The following is a 13,821-nucleotide window of genomic DNA, read 5'->3' as shown; positions in this document are numbered from 1 at the left end:
CTCAGCGGTGGGCAGTCAGGGCGCCGGCGACCACCGTGGCCAGGGGGCGCACTGCCCGCAGATCCTCCGGGCCGAGCATGAGGGGATCATCCGGCAGCGGGACGAGATCCGCCCGCGACCCCGCGCGAACGGGCGCGGCGACGTCGATGAGCGCCGCGTCCCCGATGGCGTGGGCGGCCGCCGTCATCCCATGCTCGTGGGCCCGGCCCAGCAGACGGGTGAGCTCGTCCAGCCCCACGCTCATCACTCCATGGGGATGATCCAGGCCCAGATCAGCGGGGTAGGGACGGCACAGGCGGGCCGTGCCCGTGCCCATGGAGCCATCCGAGATGATCTTGAGGGGCCCCTGTGTCGGCAGCGCCGCGCCGTCGCCGCCCGCGGGGGAGCCCGGCAAGGGGCTGCCCGTGCGCAGATGGGCGTCGATCCGCTCCTCCAGGCCCTCACGGCAGGTCGATACCCGGATGCGCGGCAGGCCCGGCAGGGGGCCGGTCGCGCTCATGCGATCCAGGCGCGCGATCCAGGCGGGAGTCCTGCCCCCAGGTCATATCGGTGACACCGGTGATGCCGCGGGCGGCCATGTCCTCCAAGACCCTGCGATAGCCCGATTCGACGAGCTCGCGCGAGCCGGGGATGTCGTCGAGCTCGGCCACGCTGGGCACGCGCGGCCAGTTGGACAGGCGGTGCCCGAAGCCCTGGATAAGCGCGGGACCATCCGCCGCGCCCGCGCCCGCGCGGAGAGCGCGGGCCCGCACCGCGACGATTCCCAGAACCTCCTCCGCGCAGGAGGCGCGCCCCAGCTCGAGGCGCGCCACGCGAGCGGCCTCCAGGTCCAGGTGGGCATGAGCGTCCCACAGGCCGGGGATGAGCCAAGCGCCTCCCGCGTCAAGGACCTCCTCGCCGTCGCGGTGCGCCAGGGCCGGTCCCATCTCGACGACGGCTCCCGCCTCGATCCTCAGATCCGTGGGGCCGCCCGGGGCCGGGGGCCCGTTCAGCCCGGTGCGCGCGGAGGGGACAGCGGCGCGCAGGCGGCCCAGCTCGCCGCGGCTTCGGAAGCGGACAGGGCGCGCGCCACGGATGAGAAGACCGCTCATGGAACTGTACGCGTCCCGGGCAGCGATCAGCCGATGGCGGTGATCGGCGCGATGGTGGGGATGCCGGAGGCATCGCGGCGCTCGTCGGGACCCGGCAGGGTGATGCTCTGGCCCCCCGAGCCGACGGCGCGCGCCGGGCCCACGCCCACCCATGCCAGGACCAACTCGTCCTCGCCGCGCAGGAACCGCTGCGCGCGCACGCCCCCGGTGGCCCGGCCCTTGGCCGGGTAGCGGTCCAGGGGCGTCACCTTGACGCTGCCGCCCGTTCCGGGCAGGGCGCCCGCGCTGGCGGCCACGGTGACCACCACCGCCTCGGCCAGCAGATCGGCGCTCACCGCCGAGGCGGCGACCACGCGGGCGCCGTCGTGCAGGCTGATCCCCGACATGCCCCCGGCCCCGCGGCCCTGCGGGCGCACCTTCGAGGCCTCGAAGCGCAGCAACTGGGCATCCGAGGCCACGAGGGTGAGCACATCGGTGTCGGCGGCGGTGCCCGCGAAGACCACGGAGTCGCCGTCCGCCAGGGAGATGACCTCCCAGGAATCGCCCCTGGCGGGCTCATCGCCCACCTTGACGCGCTTGATGACACCGGCAGCCGTGGCCAGGACGATTGGGGCCGCGCCCGCATCGCCCACCGGCACGAGCCCCACCACGCGCTCCTCGGGCTCGATCTCCACCAGGAGGCGCACCGGGGTGCCCCCCGCCAGGGATGGCGCGCCCTCCGGGCGCGGGACCTCGGGGGCGGAGACCACGTCGAGGCGCACGAGGCGGCCGGTGTCGGTCACCGCGCCCACGCGGCCGCGCGCCGTCGTCGCCACCTGGGAGACCAGGGCGTCATGGGGTTGCCTCGCGCCCGAGCGGGGCACAGGCTCGGACCCCGCCGTGCGCGCCACGAGGCCCGTGGCGGACAGCAGGATCCGGCACGGGTCGTCCGGGATCGTCAAGGGCACATCCTTCGCGCCCGCCATGAGGCCCACCGGGGCCGGCCCCGCCGCCCCATCCGAGTCGCCCGCGCCGTCGGCGGAGCTGGGGACGGCGCCGGAGGCCTCCAACAGCACGGTGCGTCGCGGCGTGGCGAACTCCTCGGAGACCGAGGACAGCTCGCGGGAGACCACCCGGCGCAGGAGCACGTCGTCGGCGAGGATCGCCTCCAGGGCCTCGATCTCCCGGGCGAGCTCGTCGCGCTCCTTCTCCAGCTCGATGACGGAGAACCTGGTCAGGCGCCGCAGCTGCAGCTCCAGGATGTAGGAGGCCTGCGCCTCGGACAGGTCGAAGACCTGTTGCAAGCGCTCCCGCGCCGTCACTGCGTCCTGCGAGGAGCGGATGAGCGCGATGACCTCATCGATGTCGAGGATGGCGATGAGCAGGCCATCCACCAGGTGCGCGCGCTCGCGCCGCTTGCCCAGGCGGAAGCGGGTGCGCCGCTCCACCACCCTCAGGCGATGGCCCACGAAGACCTCGAGGAGCTCGCGCAGGCCCAGGGTGCGGGGCTGGCCGTCCACGAGGCACACGTTGTTGATGCCGAAGGAGTCCTCCAGCGGCGTGTACCGGTAGAGCTGGGCCAGGACCGCCTCGGGGTTGTAGCCGTTCTTGACCCCGATGACCAGGCGGGTCCCGTTCTTCCTATCGGTCAGATCGGCGACGTCGGTGATTCCCTGGAGCTTTTTGGAGGCGACCCTGTCCTTGATGGCCGCGATGATCTTCTCCGGCCCCACGAGGTAGGGAAGCTCGGTGACGACGATGCCCTTCTTGCGGGCCGTCACGTTCTCGACGCGGGCGGTGGCGCGGGTGAGGAACTTGCCGCGGCCCGTGCGGTAGGCCTCCCGGATTCCGTCCAGGCCGACGATCATGCCGCCCGCGGGAAGGTCCGGGCCCGGCACGAAGGCCATGAGGTCCTCCAGTGTGGCATCCGGGTGCTCGATGAGGTGGCGGGCGGCGCTGACGACCTCGCCCAGGTTGTGCGGCGGCATATTCGTCGCCATACCCACGGCGATCCCCGAGGTGCCGTTGACCAGCAGGTTCGGGAAGGCTGCGGGCAGCACCTCCGGCTCGGTGAGCGTGTAGTCGTAGTTGGGGGAGAAGTCGACCGTGTCCTCGTCGATGTCCGCGGTAAGCGCCAGCGCCGGTGCGGCCAGGCGGGCTTCGGTGTAGCGAGGGGCGGCGGGGCCGTCGTCGAGGGAGCCGAAGTTGCCGTGCCCGTCGATGAGCGGCAGGCGCATGGTGAAGGGCTGGGCCAGGCGCACGAGCGCCTCGTAGATCGCCACGTCGCCGTGGGGGTGCAGTTTGCCCATGACATCGCCGACGACGCGCGAGGACTTCACGTGAGGGCGGTCCGGCCGCAGTCCCATGCGGTCCATCTGGAACAGGATGCGGCGCTGGACGGGCTTGAGGCCGTCACGGGCGTCGGGCAGGGCCCGGGAGTAGATGACGGAGTAGGCGTACTCCAGGAAGCTCGAGCGCATCTCGCTGGAGAGATCCTGCTCGACGATCGCGCCGTCGGTCGGAGGGGGCGTCTGGGTGGCGGACTTCGGCATGGGGGCATTCTCGTGTCCGGGCTCCTCCCGCCCGGGCAGCGACACCCGTGCCCGGTGGCACAATGACCGCATGACGACGCCGAAGAACCCGGGGGATCGGCCCACGGCCGTCCCTGTTCCGCACCTGCGCGAGATCCTGGGCGCCGCCGCCCTCGCCTCCGGGCTCTTCCTGGCCGATGGCCCCGATGGCGCGCTCACGCAAACCCAGGCCGAGGATGCCGCTGAGCGCTGGGGGCTGATGCCGGTCGGCGGGGCCGCATCGGCCTCGCCGACCGTCGTCGTGCTCGTCGACGGGCTCGGCTTGGACCAGTTGCGCGAGCGTCGGGGCCACGCCCCGGCCCTGCGGGGCCTGCTGGCCGACTCCGAGGCCGCCGCCCGCGCTGGCCAGGGGCCGGGCCCCGATGCCGTCACCTGCCGGCCCTCGACGACGGCGGCCGCTCTCACCACGCTCGGCACGGGCGCCCTGCCCGGCATGACCGGCATGGTCGGCTACTCGGTGCGCAACCCCCTGCTGCCCCCGGCCTCCGCCGAGGACGCCCCCGACGGTTCCGATCTGCTCAGCCTCATCTCCTGGGAGGGGCGCTGCCCGAACCCGCGCGCCTGGCAGGACGTGCCCACAATCTTCGAGCGCCTTCGTCTCCCCGATCGCCCCGCCGCGGACCGGCCCCTGGCCGTCACGATCGGGCCCGCCCGCTTCGCCGGCTCGGGCCTGACCGAGGCGGGCCTGCGCGGCGCCCCCCATATCGGGGCCGACGCCATGGAATCGCGCGCCGGCCACGCCGCCGAGGCGCTGAGGCGGGGCATCCCGCTCGTCTACCTCTACGTGGGCGAGCTCGACCATGCCGGGCACGCCCACGGCTGGCGCTCGCAGAAGTGGCTGGCCCAGTTGGAGCGCCTGGACGCCCTCATGGCCGAGCTCCAGCGCCGCGTCCCGCGCGGCACGCGGATCATGCTCACCGCCGACCACGGTATGGTCGATACCGACGCCGAGCACCGCCTCCTCATCACCGACTCGCCCCGCCTCATGCGGGACGTCGCCTGCGTGGCGGGGGAGCCGCGATTCACCCACCTCTACGTCGGCGGCCGGGACGATGCCGAGCGCTCCGAGCGAGCATCGGCGCTCGCCGAGCGCTGGCGAGCGGAGCTGGGGGAGAGGGCGCTATGGGTCGGCACCCGCGACGAGGCCGGAGAGCATCTCGGCCCGCTCAGCGAGAGGGCGCGCGGGGTCACCGGTGACGTGCTCGTGGCGGCCGCCGGCACTTGGGTGGTGCTCGACCCGCGCGTCCACGCCGACGCCGTCCTGGGGATGCCCGGCGTCCACGGCTCCTTCACCGGCGCCGAGACGCGCATCCCCCTGCTCATCACGCGCGCCTGACGCCGGGACCCACCGCCCTCGCGCCCGCCTACTCGGGCTTGGCGCCGAAGACGATCTCGTCCCAGGAGGGCACGGAGCGGCGCGCCCGCCGCTTGGGCTTGGCGGGGGCCTGCGGCATCTCTGGCAGTGCCTCCTGAAGGACGCCGCTGACGCGGGCCACCGCGGCCACCTCCGTGGTGGGGTCGGAGACGTCCTCGGGCTCGACGGCCCTGCCACGCCGGGAGCGGGAGCCCTTCGTGCCGGGCCCCTTCGAGTCCTCCGCGCTGTCGGAGCCGCGCTCCTGGCTCTCGGCCGCGCCGCCCCTGCGCTTGCCGGCGGGGTGGTTGGACGAGCCCTTGGCGCGGCGGCGGCGCCCCTCCATGGACAGCACCTGGGCCTCGCCCTGGGACGGGTCCTGGGCGGCGGGATCCGCGGCGGCCTCGGCGCCGGCCGGGTCGTCATCGGGGATATCGACCTCCACGCGCCGCCCTCGGCTGGAGGCCAGGTCCGCCAGGAGCGCGTCGGTGGGGTCCAGCGCGGGGGCGGCCCCGCCCGGAGCGCCCTCCAGGGGCTTCTCCACGACGGGCAGTCCCGTGGGGACCGTACGACTGGTGCGCAGCGAGGAGCGGGGGGCACTCGGCACTGGTGAGGCGTCATCCTGGTCGAAGACGTCGGGGCGCCGCGCCGAGGGCGAGGCCGCCTCGGTGAGCCAGCGGGCCTCGTCGTCGAGGGCGGTCACGGTGCGCGCGGAGAGGTCGAGGAGCCAGCGCGCCTGTTTCTCCTGGGCGCCCTGGACGAAGGTGAGGCAGATGCGCCAGGGGTCGCGCCCCTCGCGCATGGCATCCCACTCCAGGCTGGCGGGCGTGACGGCGCGGGTGGCCAAGCGGTCGACGACGAGGTCGCCCAGGACGGGGGAGTCCTTGCCCCAGCCGATGCGGCAGGCCTGAGCCTGCTGGACGGCCCACCGGCGCTCGGCGATGACCGGGCCCTCGTACTTGCGCACGTGCTCCAGGTCCATACCAGTGGCGACGGACACCTCCTCCGCCGAGGCCCCGGCTCGCATGAGGGACTGGAGGTCCTTGGGGCGCACGGGGGAGTCCGTCGGCGCGGCGTCCGTGGGCTGCGGCAGGGCGGCGATTCGGTCACGGCGCACCGCGGCGCGCAGGGCGTCGTCAATCACAACGCTGTAGCGCTCGCCGTCGGCATCCGTCAGAACGACCGTGTCGCCGTTCGCACCCAGGAGCTCGAGCTCGATCATGGCGATGTGCCTCCTCAAGGATCTCTCGTTCCAGGGCACAGCCTGCCATCACAGGGCGGGGATGCCGGGGAGGCCCGCCGGTGAGCCGCTTCCGGACAGGGCAGGACGCCCCGTCTCACAGGGGCTTGCGCTGATCCTCAGCGGTGCTATGGTGCGCGTGCCCTGCTCTGAACGGGACCGCCTCTGCGTGGAGGCGAGCCTGCCCGGTAGTGCCCCTGCTGCCGGACCCCGCGTGACGAGCCGTCGACGAGAGAGAGTGACGTGGACCATGGCGACCGACTACGACGCCCCGCGTAAGCACGATGACGAGCCCGAAGCCGATTCCATCGAGGAACTGACCGCCGCTCGGCAGAAGGATCAGTCCTCCGAGGCGATCGAGGAGGATGAGAACGAGGTCGCCGAGGGCTTCGAGCTCCCCGGCGCCGATCTATCCCGCGAGGAGCTGAGCGTCCACGTGGTGCCCCAGCTCGAGGACGAGTTCACCTGCTCGGAGTGCTTCCTCGTCCACCACCGCAGCCAGCTCGCCTACATCGACGACGCCACCGGTCTGCCGGTGTGCACCGACTGCGCCGGCTGACCGCCGCCCCCGTCGGCCGACTACGGCCGAGGATCCCCCATCACCGAAGGAGCCCCATATGGCACTGTTCTCCCGCCGCAAGAGCGAGCGCGGCAATGATGACGCCCTTGCCGGGGGCTCCGCCGGCTCCCCCGAGGACGGCGACGACTCGTCGGCCGCCACCGCCCGCCCGGCCGACGGCCCCTGGGACTCCGAGGAAGTCGCCGAGGACGACGATGACAACCGCATCGACCTCGGGTCCCTGAGGGTCCCCGCCATCGATGGCATGCAGCTGCGCATGGAGTCCCCCGGCCCCGGCGGCATCCAGGCCGTCTCCCTCGTCCTGGGCGGCTCCACGCTGGAGCTGCGCGCCTTCGCCGCCCCCCGCACCGCTGGGATCTGGGACGAGCTGCGCGCCGACATCCTCGACGAGCTCGGCCGCGCCCAGGCCCGCACCGAGGAGGTCGACGGCGAGAACGGCGTCGAGATCATCGCCGAGGTCCCCGTGCGCAACGCCGAGGGGGCCACCGGCACCGTGCGAGTCCGCTTCCTCGGCGTCGACGGCCCCCGCTGGTTCCTGCGCGGTGTGCTCCAGGGTCCGGCCGCCGTCGACGATGCGGCCGCCCGCGAGCTGCGCGACGTCTTCCGCGGCGTCGTCGTCGTGCGCGACGGCGCGGCCCGGCCCCCGCGCGAGATCCTCCCCCTCCGCGTCCCGGGCGCTGCGGTGATGCCCCAAGTCGAGGACCTGCCCGGCCTGGACCCGCTCACCCCGGGCCCCACCATCGCCGAGGTCCGATGAGCCCGGCCCCAGGCCTGCTCGCCCGCCTGCGCTCCCTCGGCCGCAGCCGGGAGGACCTCGACGCCGACGACGAGGCCCGCGTCGCGGGGGAGCGCCTCGCCAAGCTCGGCGCCGTGGAGATCGCCGGCATCGTCCCCCGCCACCGCGTGCGCGTCACGGGCGTGCTGCGCGCCGTCACCTACCGTCCCTCCGAGGCCCGCCCCGTGCTCGTCGGCCAGCTCTTCGACGGGACCGGCAGCGTGGACCTGGTGTGGATGGGGCGCCGCCGCATCGTGGGCATCGAGCCCGGCGCGCGCCTGGCCGTGGAGGGCATGGTCGTCGCCGGCCGCACGAGGCCCACGATCTTCAACCCCGCCTACGAACTGCTGGGTGCTCGACGATGAGCCGCGGACACGCTCCGGAGCAGGGGCCCGGCGCCCGGGAGGAGGGCCTGGCCAGGCCCTCGGGCGGGCTGGGCGCGATCAGCGCCCAGGCCTTCGACGTCTCGACCGCCGTGGGCGGCTGGCGCGGGATCATCGAATCCGTCGCCCCCACGCTCATCTTCGTCACCATCGTCGCGCTGCGCCCCTCCGCCCTCATCCCAGCGCTCGTGGCATCCCTGGCCATCAGCGCCGTCGGCCTCGTGGCGCGCCTGGCCGCCCGCCAGGGCCTCACCCAGGTCATCGGTGGGGCAGCCCTGGCCGCCATCTCGGCCGCCTGGGCCTGGCGCACGGGCAAGGCCGAGGATTTCTACATCACGGGCCTGCTCATCAACGCCGGATGGCTCGCGTTCACCGCGGGTTCCCTAGCGTTGCGCTGGCCCCTCGTGGGAGTCCTCATGGGCCTGTGGCGCGCCACCACCGATGGCGAGGACGGCGCGGGCTGGGCCTCCTGGCGCAAGGACCCCGCGCTGCGGGCCGATCGGCGCCGCTACACCTGGGGCACCGCCGTGCTGGCGGGCATGTTCGCCCTGCGGCTGGTCATTGAGCTGCCCCTGTACCTGGCGGGCGCCGTCGGGCCGCTCGGGGCGGCCAGAATCATCCTGGGGCTGCCGCTGTACGCGCTGACCCTGTGGATCGTCTGGCTCCTGGTGCGGCCCCGGGACTAGCCGGAGCGCGCCGAACCGGGCCGCGCGATGAGGGGTCAGGCGTTGAAGATCTCCGGGATCTCCCCCAGCGTGGCCTCGCCCTCTTTGGCGGTGAGGAAGATGAGCTCGTCCCCGCGTTCGAAGCGCTCATCCTCATCGGGGGTGATCGGCCGGTACTCGCGCAGGATCGCGGTGAGCACCGTGTGAGGGGGCAGGACCACGGAGGACACGAGCTCGCCGATCATGGGGGAGTCATCCGGCAGGGTCAGCTCGTGCATGAAGGCCCCGGACTGGTGGAAGGTGAACAGGGCGACCAGAGAGCCCACGCTCACGGCCTCCTCCACCAGCGCCGTCATGATCCGCGGCGTCGAGACGGCCACGTCCACGCCCCAGGTCTCATCGAAGAGCCACTCGTTCTTCGGGTTGTTGACGCGCGCCACCGTGCGGGGGACCCCGTACTCGGTCTTGCACAGCAGGGAGATGACCAGATTCGCCTTGTCGTCGCCCGTGCAGGCCACGACGACGTCGCACTGCCCGGCCCCGGCGTCGTCCAGGGCCTCGACGTCGCAAGCGTCGGCGAGCTGCCAATCGGCGTCGGGGACGGTCGACAGGCGCATGGCCTCCGCCGAGCGGTCCACGAGCGTGACCTCGTGGCCGTGGCTGATGAGCTCGCGGGCGATGGAGCGCCCCACACTGCCGGCCCCGGCGATGAGGATCTTCATGGCTCAGGCCTCCTGGACGGGCGGGCGGGACAGGACGCGCTGCGCGGCGGTGATGCGCTCGGTGGCGACCACCAGATGGAGGCGGTCATGCTCCTGCAGCAGGGTGGTGGGCTCGGGCACGAGCGCCCCCGAGCCGCGCGAGATCCAGGCGACGCGCCCGCCCACGCGGTCCTCGATCGTCGCCACGGACACGCCCACCCAGCCCGACGACGCATCGGGCTGGACGAGGCAGACCGCGCCGGAGGGGTCCTCAGCCTCCCTGGCTGAGCCCCCGGGCAGGATCCAGCGCATCATCTGGTCCGCCGTGCGGCGCACGGTGGCGACCGTGGGGATGCCCAGCCGCTCGTAGACATCGGCGCGATTGGCGTCGTAGATCCTGGCGACCACGTGCTCCACGCCGAAGGTCTCGCGGGCCACGCGGGCCGAGACGATATTGGAGTTGTCCCCGTTGGACACGGCGGCGAAGGCGTAGGCCTCATCGATCCCGGCCTGCTCGAGGGCATCGCGGTCGAAACCCACGCCCTTGACCTTGCGGCCGTTGAAATCCTTGGGGAGGCGCCGGAACGCCTCGGAGTTCCTATCGATGACGGCCACTGAATGGCCCATGCGGTCCAGCTGGGAGGCCATGGTGGCGCCGACCCGGCCGCAGCCCATGATGACGAAGTGCACGACCGAACCGTACCCTCATTCTTGGCCGAAGCCGAGTGCGGGCATAGCATTCGGGGTCGTGCGTGACTTCGCCGACCGCGTCAAGCGGCTCCTCGTCGGCCGCCCCGTGCCCAGTGAGGCGCTCGGCGAGACCCTCCTGCCCAAGCGGATCGCCCTGCCGGTCTTCGCCTCGGATGCCCTGTCATCCGTCGGATACGCTCCGGACGAGGTGATCGTGACCCTCGCCCTGGCGGGCGTGGCCGCCACCGCTCTGTCGCCCTGGGTGGCGGTGGCCGTCGTCGGCGTGCTGCTCATCGTGGTGGCCTCCTACCGCCAGACCGTCCACGCCTACCCCTCCGGCGGCGGCGACTACGAGGTCGTCTCCACCAACCTGGGCTCCCACGCCGGCCTCGCCGTGGCCTCCGCGCTGCTGGCCGACTACGTCCTGACCGTCGCCGTGTCGATCTCCTCGGGATCGTCCTACCTGGTGACCGCCGTGCCCGCGGCCGCCCCCTACAAGGTGGAGATCGCCGTGGGCGTGTCCACCATCCTGGCGCTGCTCAACCTGCGCGGCACGCGCGAGGCGGGCGGCGCCTTCGCCATCCCCACCTACATCTACATGATCGCCATCGGCGCCCTGGCCGTCACCGGCTTCGTCCAGGAGGTCATGGGGACGCTGGGCAGAGCGGAGTCCTCGGCCTTCGACGTCGTCGCCGGGCCCGGATGGGACTCCGGGTTGACGGGCCTGGCCGGCGCCTTCCTCATCCTGCGGGCCTTCTCCTCCGGCTGCGCGGCCCTGACCGGTGTGGAGGCGATCTCCAACGGCGTGCCCAGCTTCCAGCGCCCCAAGTCGAAGAACGCGGCGACGACGCTGCTTATGCTCGGCGGTATCGCCGCGGCGATGCTCATGTCCATCATCCACCTGGCCGGGGCCACCGGCGTCCACATGGTGGAGGACCCCGCCACCCAGCTCACCTCCCACGGACTGCCCGTGGGTGAGGACTACCACCAGGACCCGGTCATCGGCCAGCTCGCCGCCACCGTGTTCGCCGGCTTCAGCCCCATGTTCTACCTGGTGACGGCGGTGACGGGCCTCATCCTGGTGCTCGCCGCCAACACCGCCTTCAACGGCTTCCCGACGCTCGCGAGCGTCCTGGCCACCGACGGCTTCCTGCCGCGCCAGCTCACCCAGCGCGGCGACCGCCTGGCCTACTCCAACGGGATCATCGCCCTGTGGCTCGGGGCGATCGCCTTCATCGTCGGCTTCGAGGCCGACACCAACCGCCTCATCCAGCTCTACATCGTGGGCGTGTTCATCTCCTTCACCCTGTCCCAGATCGGCATGGTGCGCCATTGGACCCGCGAGCTGGCCACCGCCACCGATGCCCGGCTGCGCTCCCGGATGAGCCGCTCCCGGATCGTCAACAGCATCGGCCTGGCGGCGACAGGGCTCGTGCTCATCGTCGTCCTCATCACCAAGCTCACCCGAGGCGCGTGGATCACGCTGACGATCATGGCGATCATCTTCCTGGTCATGAACTGGATCCACCACCACTACGACAGGGTCCACGAGGAACTGGCCATTACCGATCTGCATGACTCCCGGGTCCTTCCCGCCCACATCCACGCCATCGTGCTGGCCTCCAGCCTGCACAAGCCCACCCTGCGGGCGCTGACTTACGCGCTGTCCACGAACCCGACCTCGATCGAGGCGCTCACCGTGGATATCGGCGACGACCGGGCCGACCGGCTCCTGGACGACTGGGACGAGGCGGACCTCCAGGTCCCCCTGACCGTCCTCGACTCGCCCTACCGCGATATCACCCGCTCGGTCATCGCCTATGTGCGCTCGGTGCGCCGGGAGTCCCCGCGCGACCTCGTCGTCGTCTTCATCCCCGAGTACCTGGTGCGGCACTGGTGGGAGCAGGTGCTGCACAACCAGATGGCGCTGCGCATCAAGACGGCGCTCCTGTTCACCCCCGGGGTGGTGGTGGCCTCGGTGCCGTGGCAGTTGGGGGCTCCGGGGATGCGGCGGGCGCGCCAGGAGCGGCGCCTGGCCTCGGCCGCAGGCATCGTCGACGCCGATGAGGCGGTGCGCCGGGGCGCGCGGGCCCGTCGTCGTGGTGCCGCGGCGCTCGTCGGCACCTCCGGCCCCGACGCGGGGAAGAGGCCATGAGAGCCATGAGAGGGCGGGGGCGCGGTCCGGCCCGCCGGGAGCAGACCCAGGGCGCTGCCCATGAGCCGGAGGAGATGATCCTCGTCGTCGGGCCCCCCGCCCACGGAGGGCATTGCGTGGCCCGGCCCCAGGGGGAGCCGGGGGGCCGCGTGGTCTTCGTGCGCCACGCGCTGCCTGGGGAGACCGTGCGGGCGCGCATCACCGCCAGGACCTCCAAGATGTGGCGCGCTGACGCCGTCGAGGCACTCACCGCCTCCCCGGACCGGGTGGAGCCGGTGTGGCCCGAGGCCGGCCCCGGCGGGGTCGGCGGAGGAGAGCTGTCCCATGTGGCCTTGCCCGCCCAGCGCACCTGGAAGCGATGGGTCCTGGCCGACTGCCTGCGCCGCATCGGTGGACCGGAGGTTGCCGAGGCCGTCCTGGCCCTGCCCTCCTCGACGCCTCCCGGCGGTGTGCCCGTCGAGCCCATGCCCTATGAGGCGGCCGCCGAGGCCGCCGAGGATCCCCGGGTTCGCGCCCTGGCGGGGACCGGTACGCGCACCCGCATCGAGCTCGCCATCGACGACAACGGCACCCCCGGCATGCATGCCTTTCGCTCGGCGACGATCCTGCCCGTGCGCGACATCCCACTGGCGGTCCCTGCCATCCGGGATCTGGGCCTGACCATGCGCGGGTCCTGGCGCCGGCGCCTGGCCGGGGCACGGCATGTCGAGGCCGTCGCCCCCAGCGCGGGCGCTCCCGTTGTCATCGTCGACGGCACCGTCCTGTCGACCACCGGGCGCCCCCTGAGCAGGCAGCGGGTGGACGAGTCCGTCGATGCTTCGGGCCTCGGCCTGGGGCAGCTGCGCTACACGGTGCGCGCCGACGCCTTCTGGCAGATCCACCGGGATGCCCCCCGGGTCCTCGTGGAGGCCGTGACCCGCAGTGCCCTGGGCGATGAGGCGGGCGGGGCGGACGCCTCCGGCGCCGGTCGGCCGGGAGGGCCCCGCGTCCTGGAGCTCTACTCCGGCTCGGGCCTGCTCACCCTCCCACTGGCCCTGCTGGCCGGCGAGGTCATCTCCCTGGAGGGCTCCGAGCGCGCGGTGCGCGATGCCGACCGCAATCTGCGCCCGGCTCCCCCGGCCCGCCTGATGGCGGGCCGGGTGACGGGCGCCTCGGTCGCTGAGCTCGGGCGATCCTTCGGCCCCGGTGCGGATGGGCGCGCCGACGTTGTCGTCCTCGACCCTCCCCGCCAGGGCGCGGGCAGGGACGTCATCGAGGCGATCGTGGAGATGGGCCCCGGGCGGGTCGTGCTGGTGGCCTGCGACCCCGCGGCCCTGGCCAGGGACGTGGGCTGCCTCCTGCGCGGCGGCTACCGCCTGGAGGACCTGCGAGCCCTCGACATGTTCCCCCACACCCACCACTTCGAGACGATCGCAGTGCTCCAGCGCCCCTGAGCCCGGCGCCCTCCGGCGCGGGGCGGCCCGGTGCCGGTTAGGTGCGGAGCGGCTCGCGATATTCGGTGCTCGCTCCCCTTCCCCAAGGACGGGCGCACCGCACCGGATCGGCATGTTGACGGGCGATGACGCGCCGTCGGATAGCGTGGGCGCCACACCGGGCGGGCCCGCGCCGGACGACCCGGGC

General features: G+C 73.1%; 13 protein-coding genes. 7 read left to right on the top strand and 6 right to left on the bottom strand.

From position 1 onward, the window contains the following. Position 1: 1 nt before the first annotated feature. Genes B6G06_RS05125 through B6G06_RS05110 form a run of 3 tightly spaced genes read right to left on the bottom strand, consistent with a single transcriptional unit; the run spans position 2 to position 3,622 of the window. A complete protein-coding gene (locus B6G06_RS05125) occupies positions 2 to 499 on the bottom strand; it encodes an amidohydrolase family protein (protein ID WP_081171290.1) in 498 nt (165 codons plus the stop codon). Beyond that, on the bottom strand, positions 441 to 1,091 hold the full coding sequence (locus B6G06_RS05120) for an amidohydrolase family protein (RefSeq protein ID WP_125898892.1): 651 nt from the start codon (positions 1,089 to 1,091) through the stop codon (positions 441 to 443). The genes B6G06_RS05125 and B6G06_RS05120 overlap by 59 nt, the downstream gene beginning before the upstream one ends. Positions 1,092 to 1,117: 26 nt before the next feature. Further along, the gene (locus tag B6G06_RS05110) at positions 1,118 to 3,622 is read right to left on the bottom strand and encodes a DNA gyrase/topoisomerase IV subunit A (RefSeq protein WP_081171284.1); all 2,505 of its coding nucleotides are present in this window, start codon (positions 3,620 to 3,622) and stop codon (positions 1,118 to 1,120) included. Positions 3,623 to 3,692: 70 nt separating this feature from the next. Between B6G06_RS05110 and B6G06_RS05105 the strand changes: the two genes are divergently transcribed. Then, complete coding sequence (locus B6G06_RS05105) at positions 3,693 to 4,997, top strand: alkaline phosphatase family protein (RefSeq protein WP_080462722.1); 1,305 nt, start codon at positions 3,693 to 3,695, stop codon at positions 4,995 to 4,997. 28 nt (positions 4,998 to 5,025) lie between these two features. Here B6G06_RS05105 and sepH read toward each other — a convergent pair whose 3' ends face one another. Beyond that, positions 5,026 to 6,234, bottom strand: a complete 1,209-nt coding sequence (sepH, locus tag B6G06_RS05100; protein WP_080462721.1) for a septation protein SepH — start codon at positions 6,232 to 6,234, stop codon at positions 5,026 to 5,028. Positions 6,235 to 6,502: 268 nt separating this feature from the next. Here sepH and B6G06_RS05095 point away from each other — a divergent pair, with 268 nt between their 5' ends. Genes B6G06_RS05095 through B6G06_RS05080 form a run of 4 tightly spaced genes read left to right on the top strand, consistent with a single transcriptional unit; the run spans position 6,503 to position 8,676 of the window. Beyond that, positions 6,503 to 6,811, top strand: coding sequence for a DUF4193 domain-containing protein (locus B6G06_RS05095; protein WP_017178468.1), 309 nt, complete (start codon positions 6,503 to 6,505; stop codon positions 6,809 to 6,811). A gap of 58 nt (positions 6,812 to 6,869) precedes the next feature. Further along, a complete protein-coding gene (locus B6G06_RS05090) occupies positions 6,870 to 7,589 on the top strand; it encodes a DUF3710 domain-containing protein (RefSeq protein WP_080462720.1) in 720 nt (239 codons plus the stop codon). Continuing rightward, positions 7,586 to 7,972 (top strand): OB-fold nucleic acid binding domain-containing protein, encoded by a 387-nt coding sequence (locus B6G06_RS05085; RefSeq protein WP_080462719.1) that lies wholly within the window; start codon positions 7,586 to 7,588, stop codon positions 7,970 to 7,972. Before B6G06_RS05090 ends, B6G06_RS05085 begins: the two co-directional genes overlap by 4 nt. After that, positions 7,969 to 8,676 (top strand): DUF3159 domain-containing protein, encoded by a 708-nt coding sequence (locus B6G06_RS05080; protein ID WP_081171282.1) that lies wholly within the window; start codon positions 7,969 to 7,971, stop codon positions 8,674 to 8,676. The genes B6G06_RS05085 and B6G06_RS05080 overlap by 4 nt, the downstream gene beginning before the upstream one ends. A 35-nt stretch (positions 8,677 to 8,711) precedes the next feature. Here B6G06_RS05080 and B6G06_RS05075 read toward each other — a convergent pair whose 3' ends face one another. After that, on the bottom strand, positions 8,712 to 9,377 hold the full coding sequence (locus tag B6G06_RS05075) for a potassium channel family protein (protein WP_081171280.1): 666 nt from the start codon (positions 9,375 to 9,377) through the stop codon (positions 8,712 to 8,714). Between the two features lie 3 nt (positions 9,378 to 9,380). Then, the gene (locus B6G06_RS05070; RefSeq protein WP_081171278.1) at positions 9,381 to 10,046 is read right to left on the bottom strand and encodes a potassium channel family protein; all 666 of its coding nucleotides are present in this window, start codon (positions 10,044 to 10,046) and stop codon (positions 9,381 to 9,383) included. 58 nt (positions 10,047 to 10,104) lie between these two features. On the opposite strand from B6G06_RS05070, the gene B6G06_RS05065 reads away from it, so the two are divergent. Both B6G06_RS05065 and B6G06_RS05060 read left to right on the top strand, forming a co-directional pair. Further along, positions 10,105 to 12,201 (top strand): APC family permease, encoded by a 2,097-nt coding sequence (locus B6G06_RS05065; protein ID WP_081171276.1) that lies wholly within the window; start codon positions 10,105 to 10,107, stop codon positions 12,199 to 12,201. A 5-nt stretch (positions 12,202 to 12,206) separates the two neighbouring features. Beyond that, positions 12,207 to 13,634 carry a class I SAM-dependent RNA methyltransferase gene (locus B6G06_RS05060; protein WP_240494122.1) on the top strand — a complete coding sequence of 476 codons (1,428 nt, stop codon included), beginning with the start codon at positions 12,207 to 12,209 and terminating at the stop codon, positions 13,632 to 13,634. The last annotated feature ends 187 nt before the right edge of the window (positions 13,635 to 13,821 follow it).

Source organism: Actinomyces gaoshouyii, from assembly GCF_002076915.1.
GTDB lineage: Bacteria > Actinomycetota > Actinomycetes > Actinomycetales > Actinomycetaceae > Actinomyces > Actinomyces gaoshouyii.
The sequence above is the reverse complement of the archived record's forward strand: the minus strand, read 5'-3'. Positions and strand labels throughout refer to the sequence as shown.

What these genes read in the sequence shown, in the direction of transcription:
- B6G06_RS05125 (WP_081171290.1), bottom strand. Translation starts at nt 499, where the DNA reads ATGAGCGCGACCGGCCCCCTGCCGGGCCTGCCGCGCATCCGGGTATCG.
- B6G06_RS05120 (WP_125898892.1), bottom strand. Translation starts at nt 1,091, where the DNA reads ATGAGCGGTCTTCTCATCCGTGGCGCGCGCCCTGTCCGCTTCCGAAGC.
- B6G06_RS05110 (WP_081171284.1), bottom strand. Translation starts at nt 3,622, where the DNA reads ATGCCGAAGTCCGCCACCCAGACGCCCCCTCCGACCGACGGCGCGATC.
- B6G06_RS05105 (WP_080462722.1), top strand. Translation starts at nt 3,693, where the DNA reads ATGACGACGCCGAAGAACCCGGGGGATCGGCCCACGGCCGTCCCTGTT.
- sepH (WP_080462721.1), bottom strand. Translation starts at nt 6,234, where the DNA reads ATGATCGAGCTCGAGCTCCTGGGTGCGAACGGCGACACGGTCGTTCTG.
- B6G06_RS05095 (WP_017178468.1), top strand. Translation starts at nt 6,503, where the DNA reads ATGGCGACCGACTACGACGCCCCGCGTAAGCACGATGACGAGCCCGAA.
- B6G06_RS05090 (WP_080462720.1), top strand. Translation starts at nt 6,870, where the DNA reads ATGGCACTGTTCTCCCGCCGCAAGAGCGAGCGCGGCAATGATGACGCC.
- B6G06_RS05085 (WP_080462719.1), top strand. Translation starts at nt 7,586, where the DNA reads ATGAGCCCGGCCCCAGGCCTGCTCGCCCGCCTGCGCTCCCTCGGCCGC.
- B6G06_RS05080 (WP_081171282.1), top strand. Translation starts at nt 7,969, where the DNA reads ATGAGCCGCGGACACGCTCCGGAGCAGGGGCCCGGCGCCCGGGAGGAG.
- B6G06_RS05075 (WP_081171280.1), bottom strand. Translation starts at nt 9,377, where the DNA reads ATGAAGATCCTCATCGCCGGGGCCGGCAGTGTGGGGCGCTCCATCGCC.
- B6G06_RS05060 (WP_240494122.1), top strand. Translation starts at nt 12,207, where the DNA reads ATGAGAGGGCGGGGGCGCGGTCCGGCCCGCCGGGAGCAGACCCAGGGC.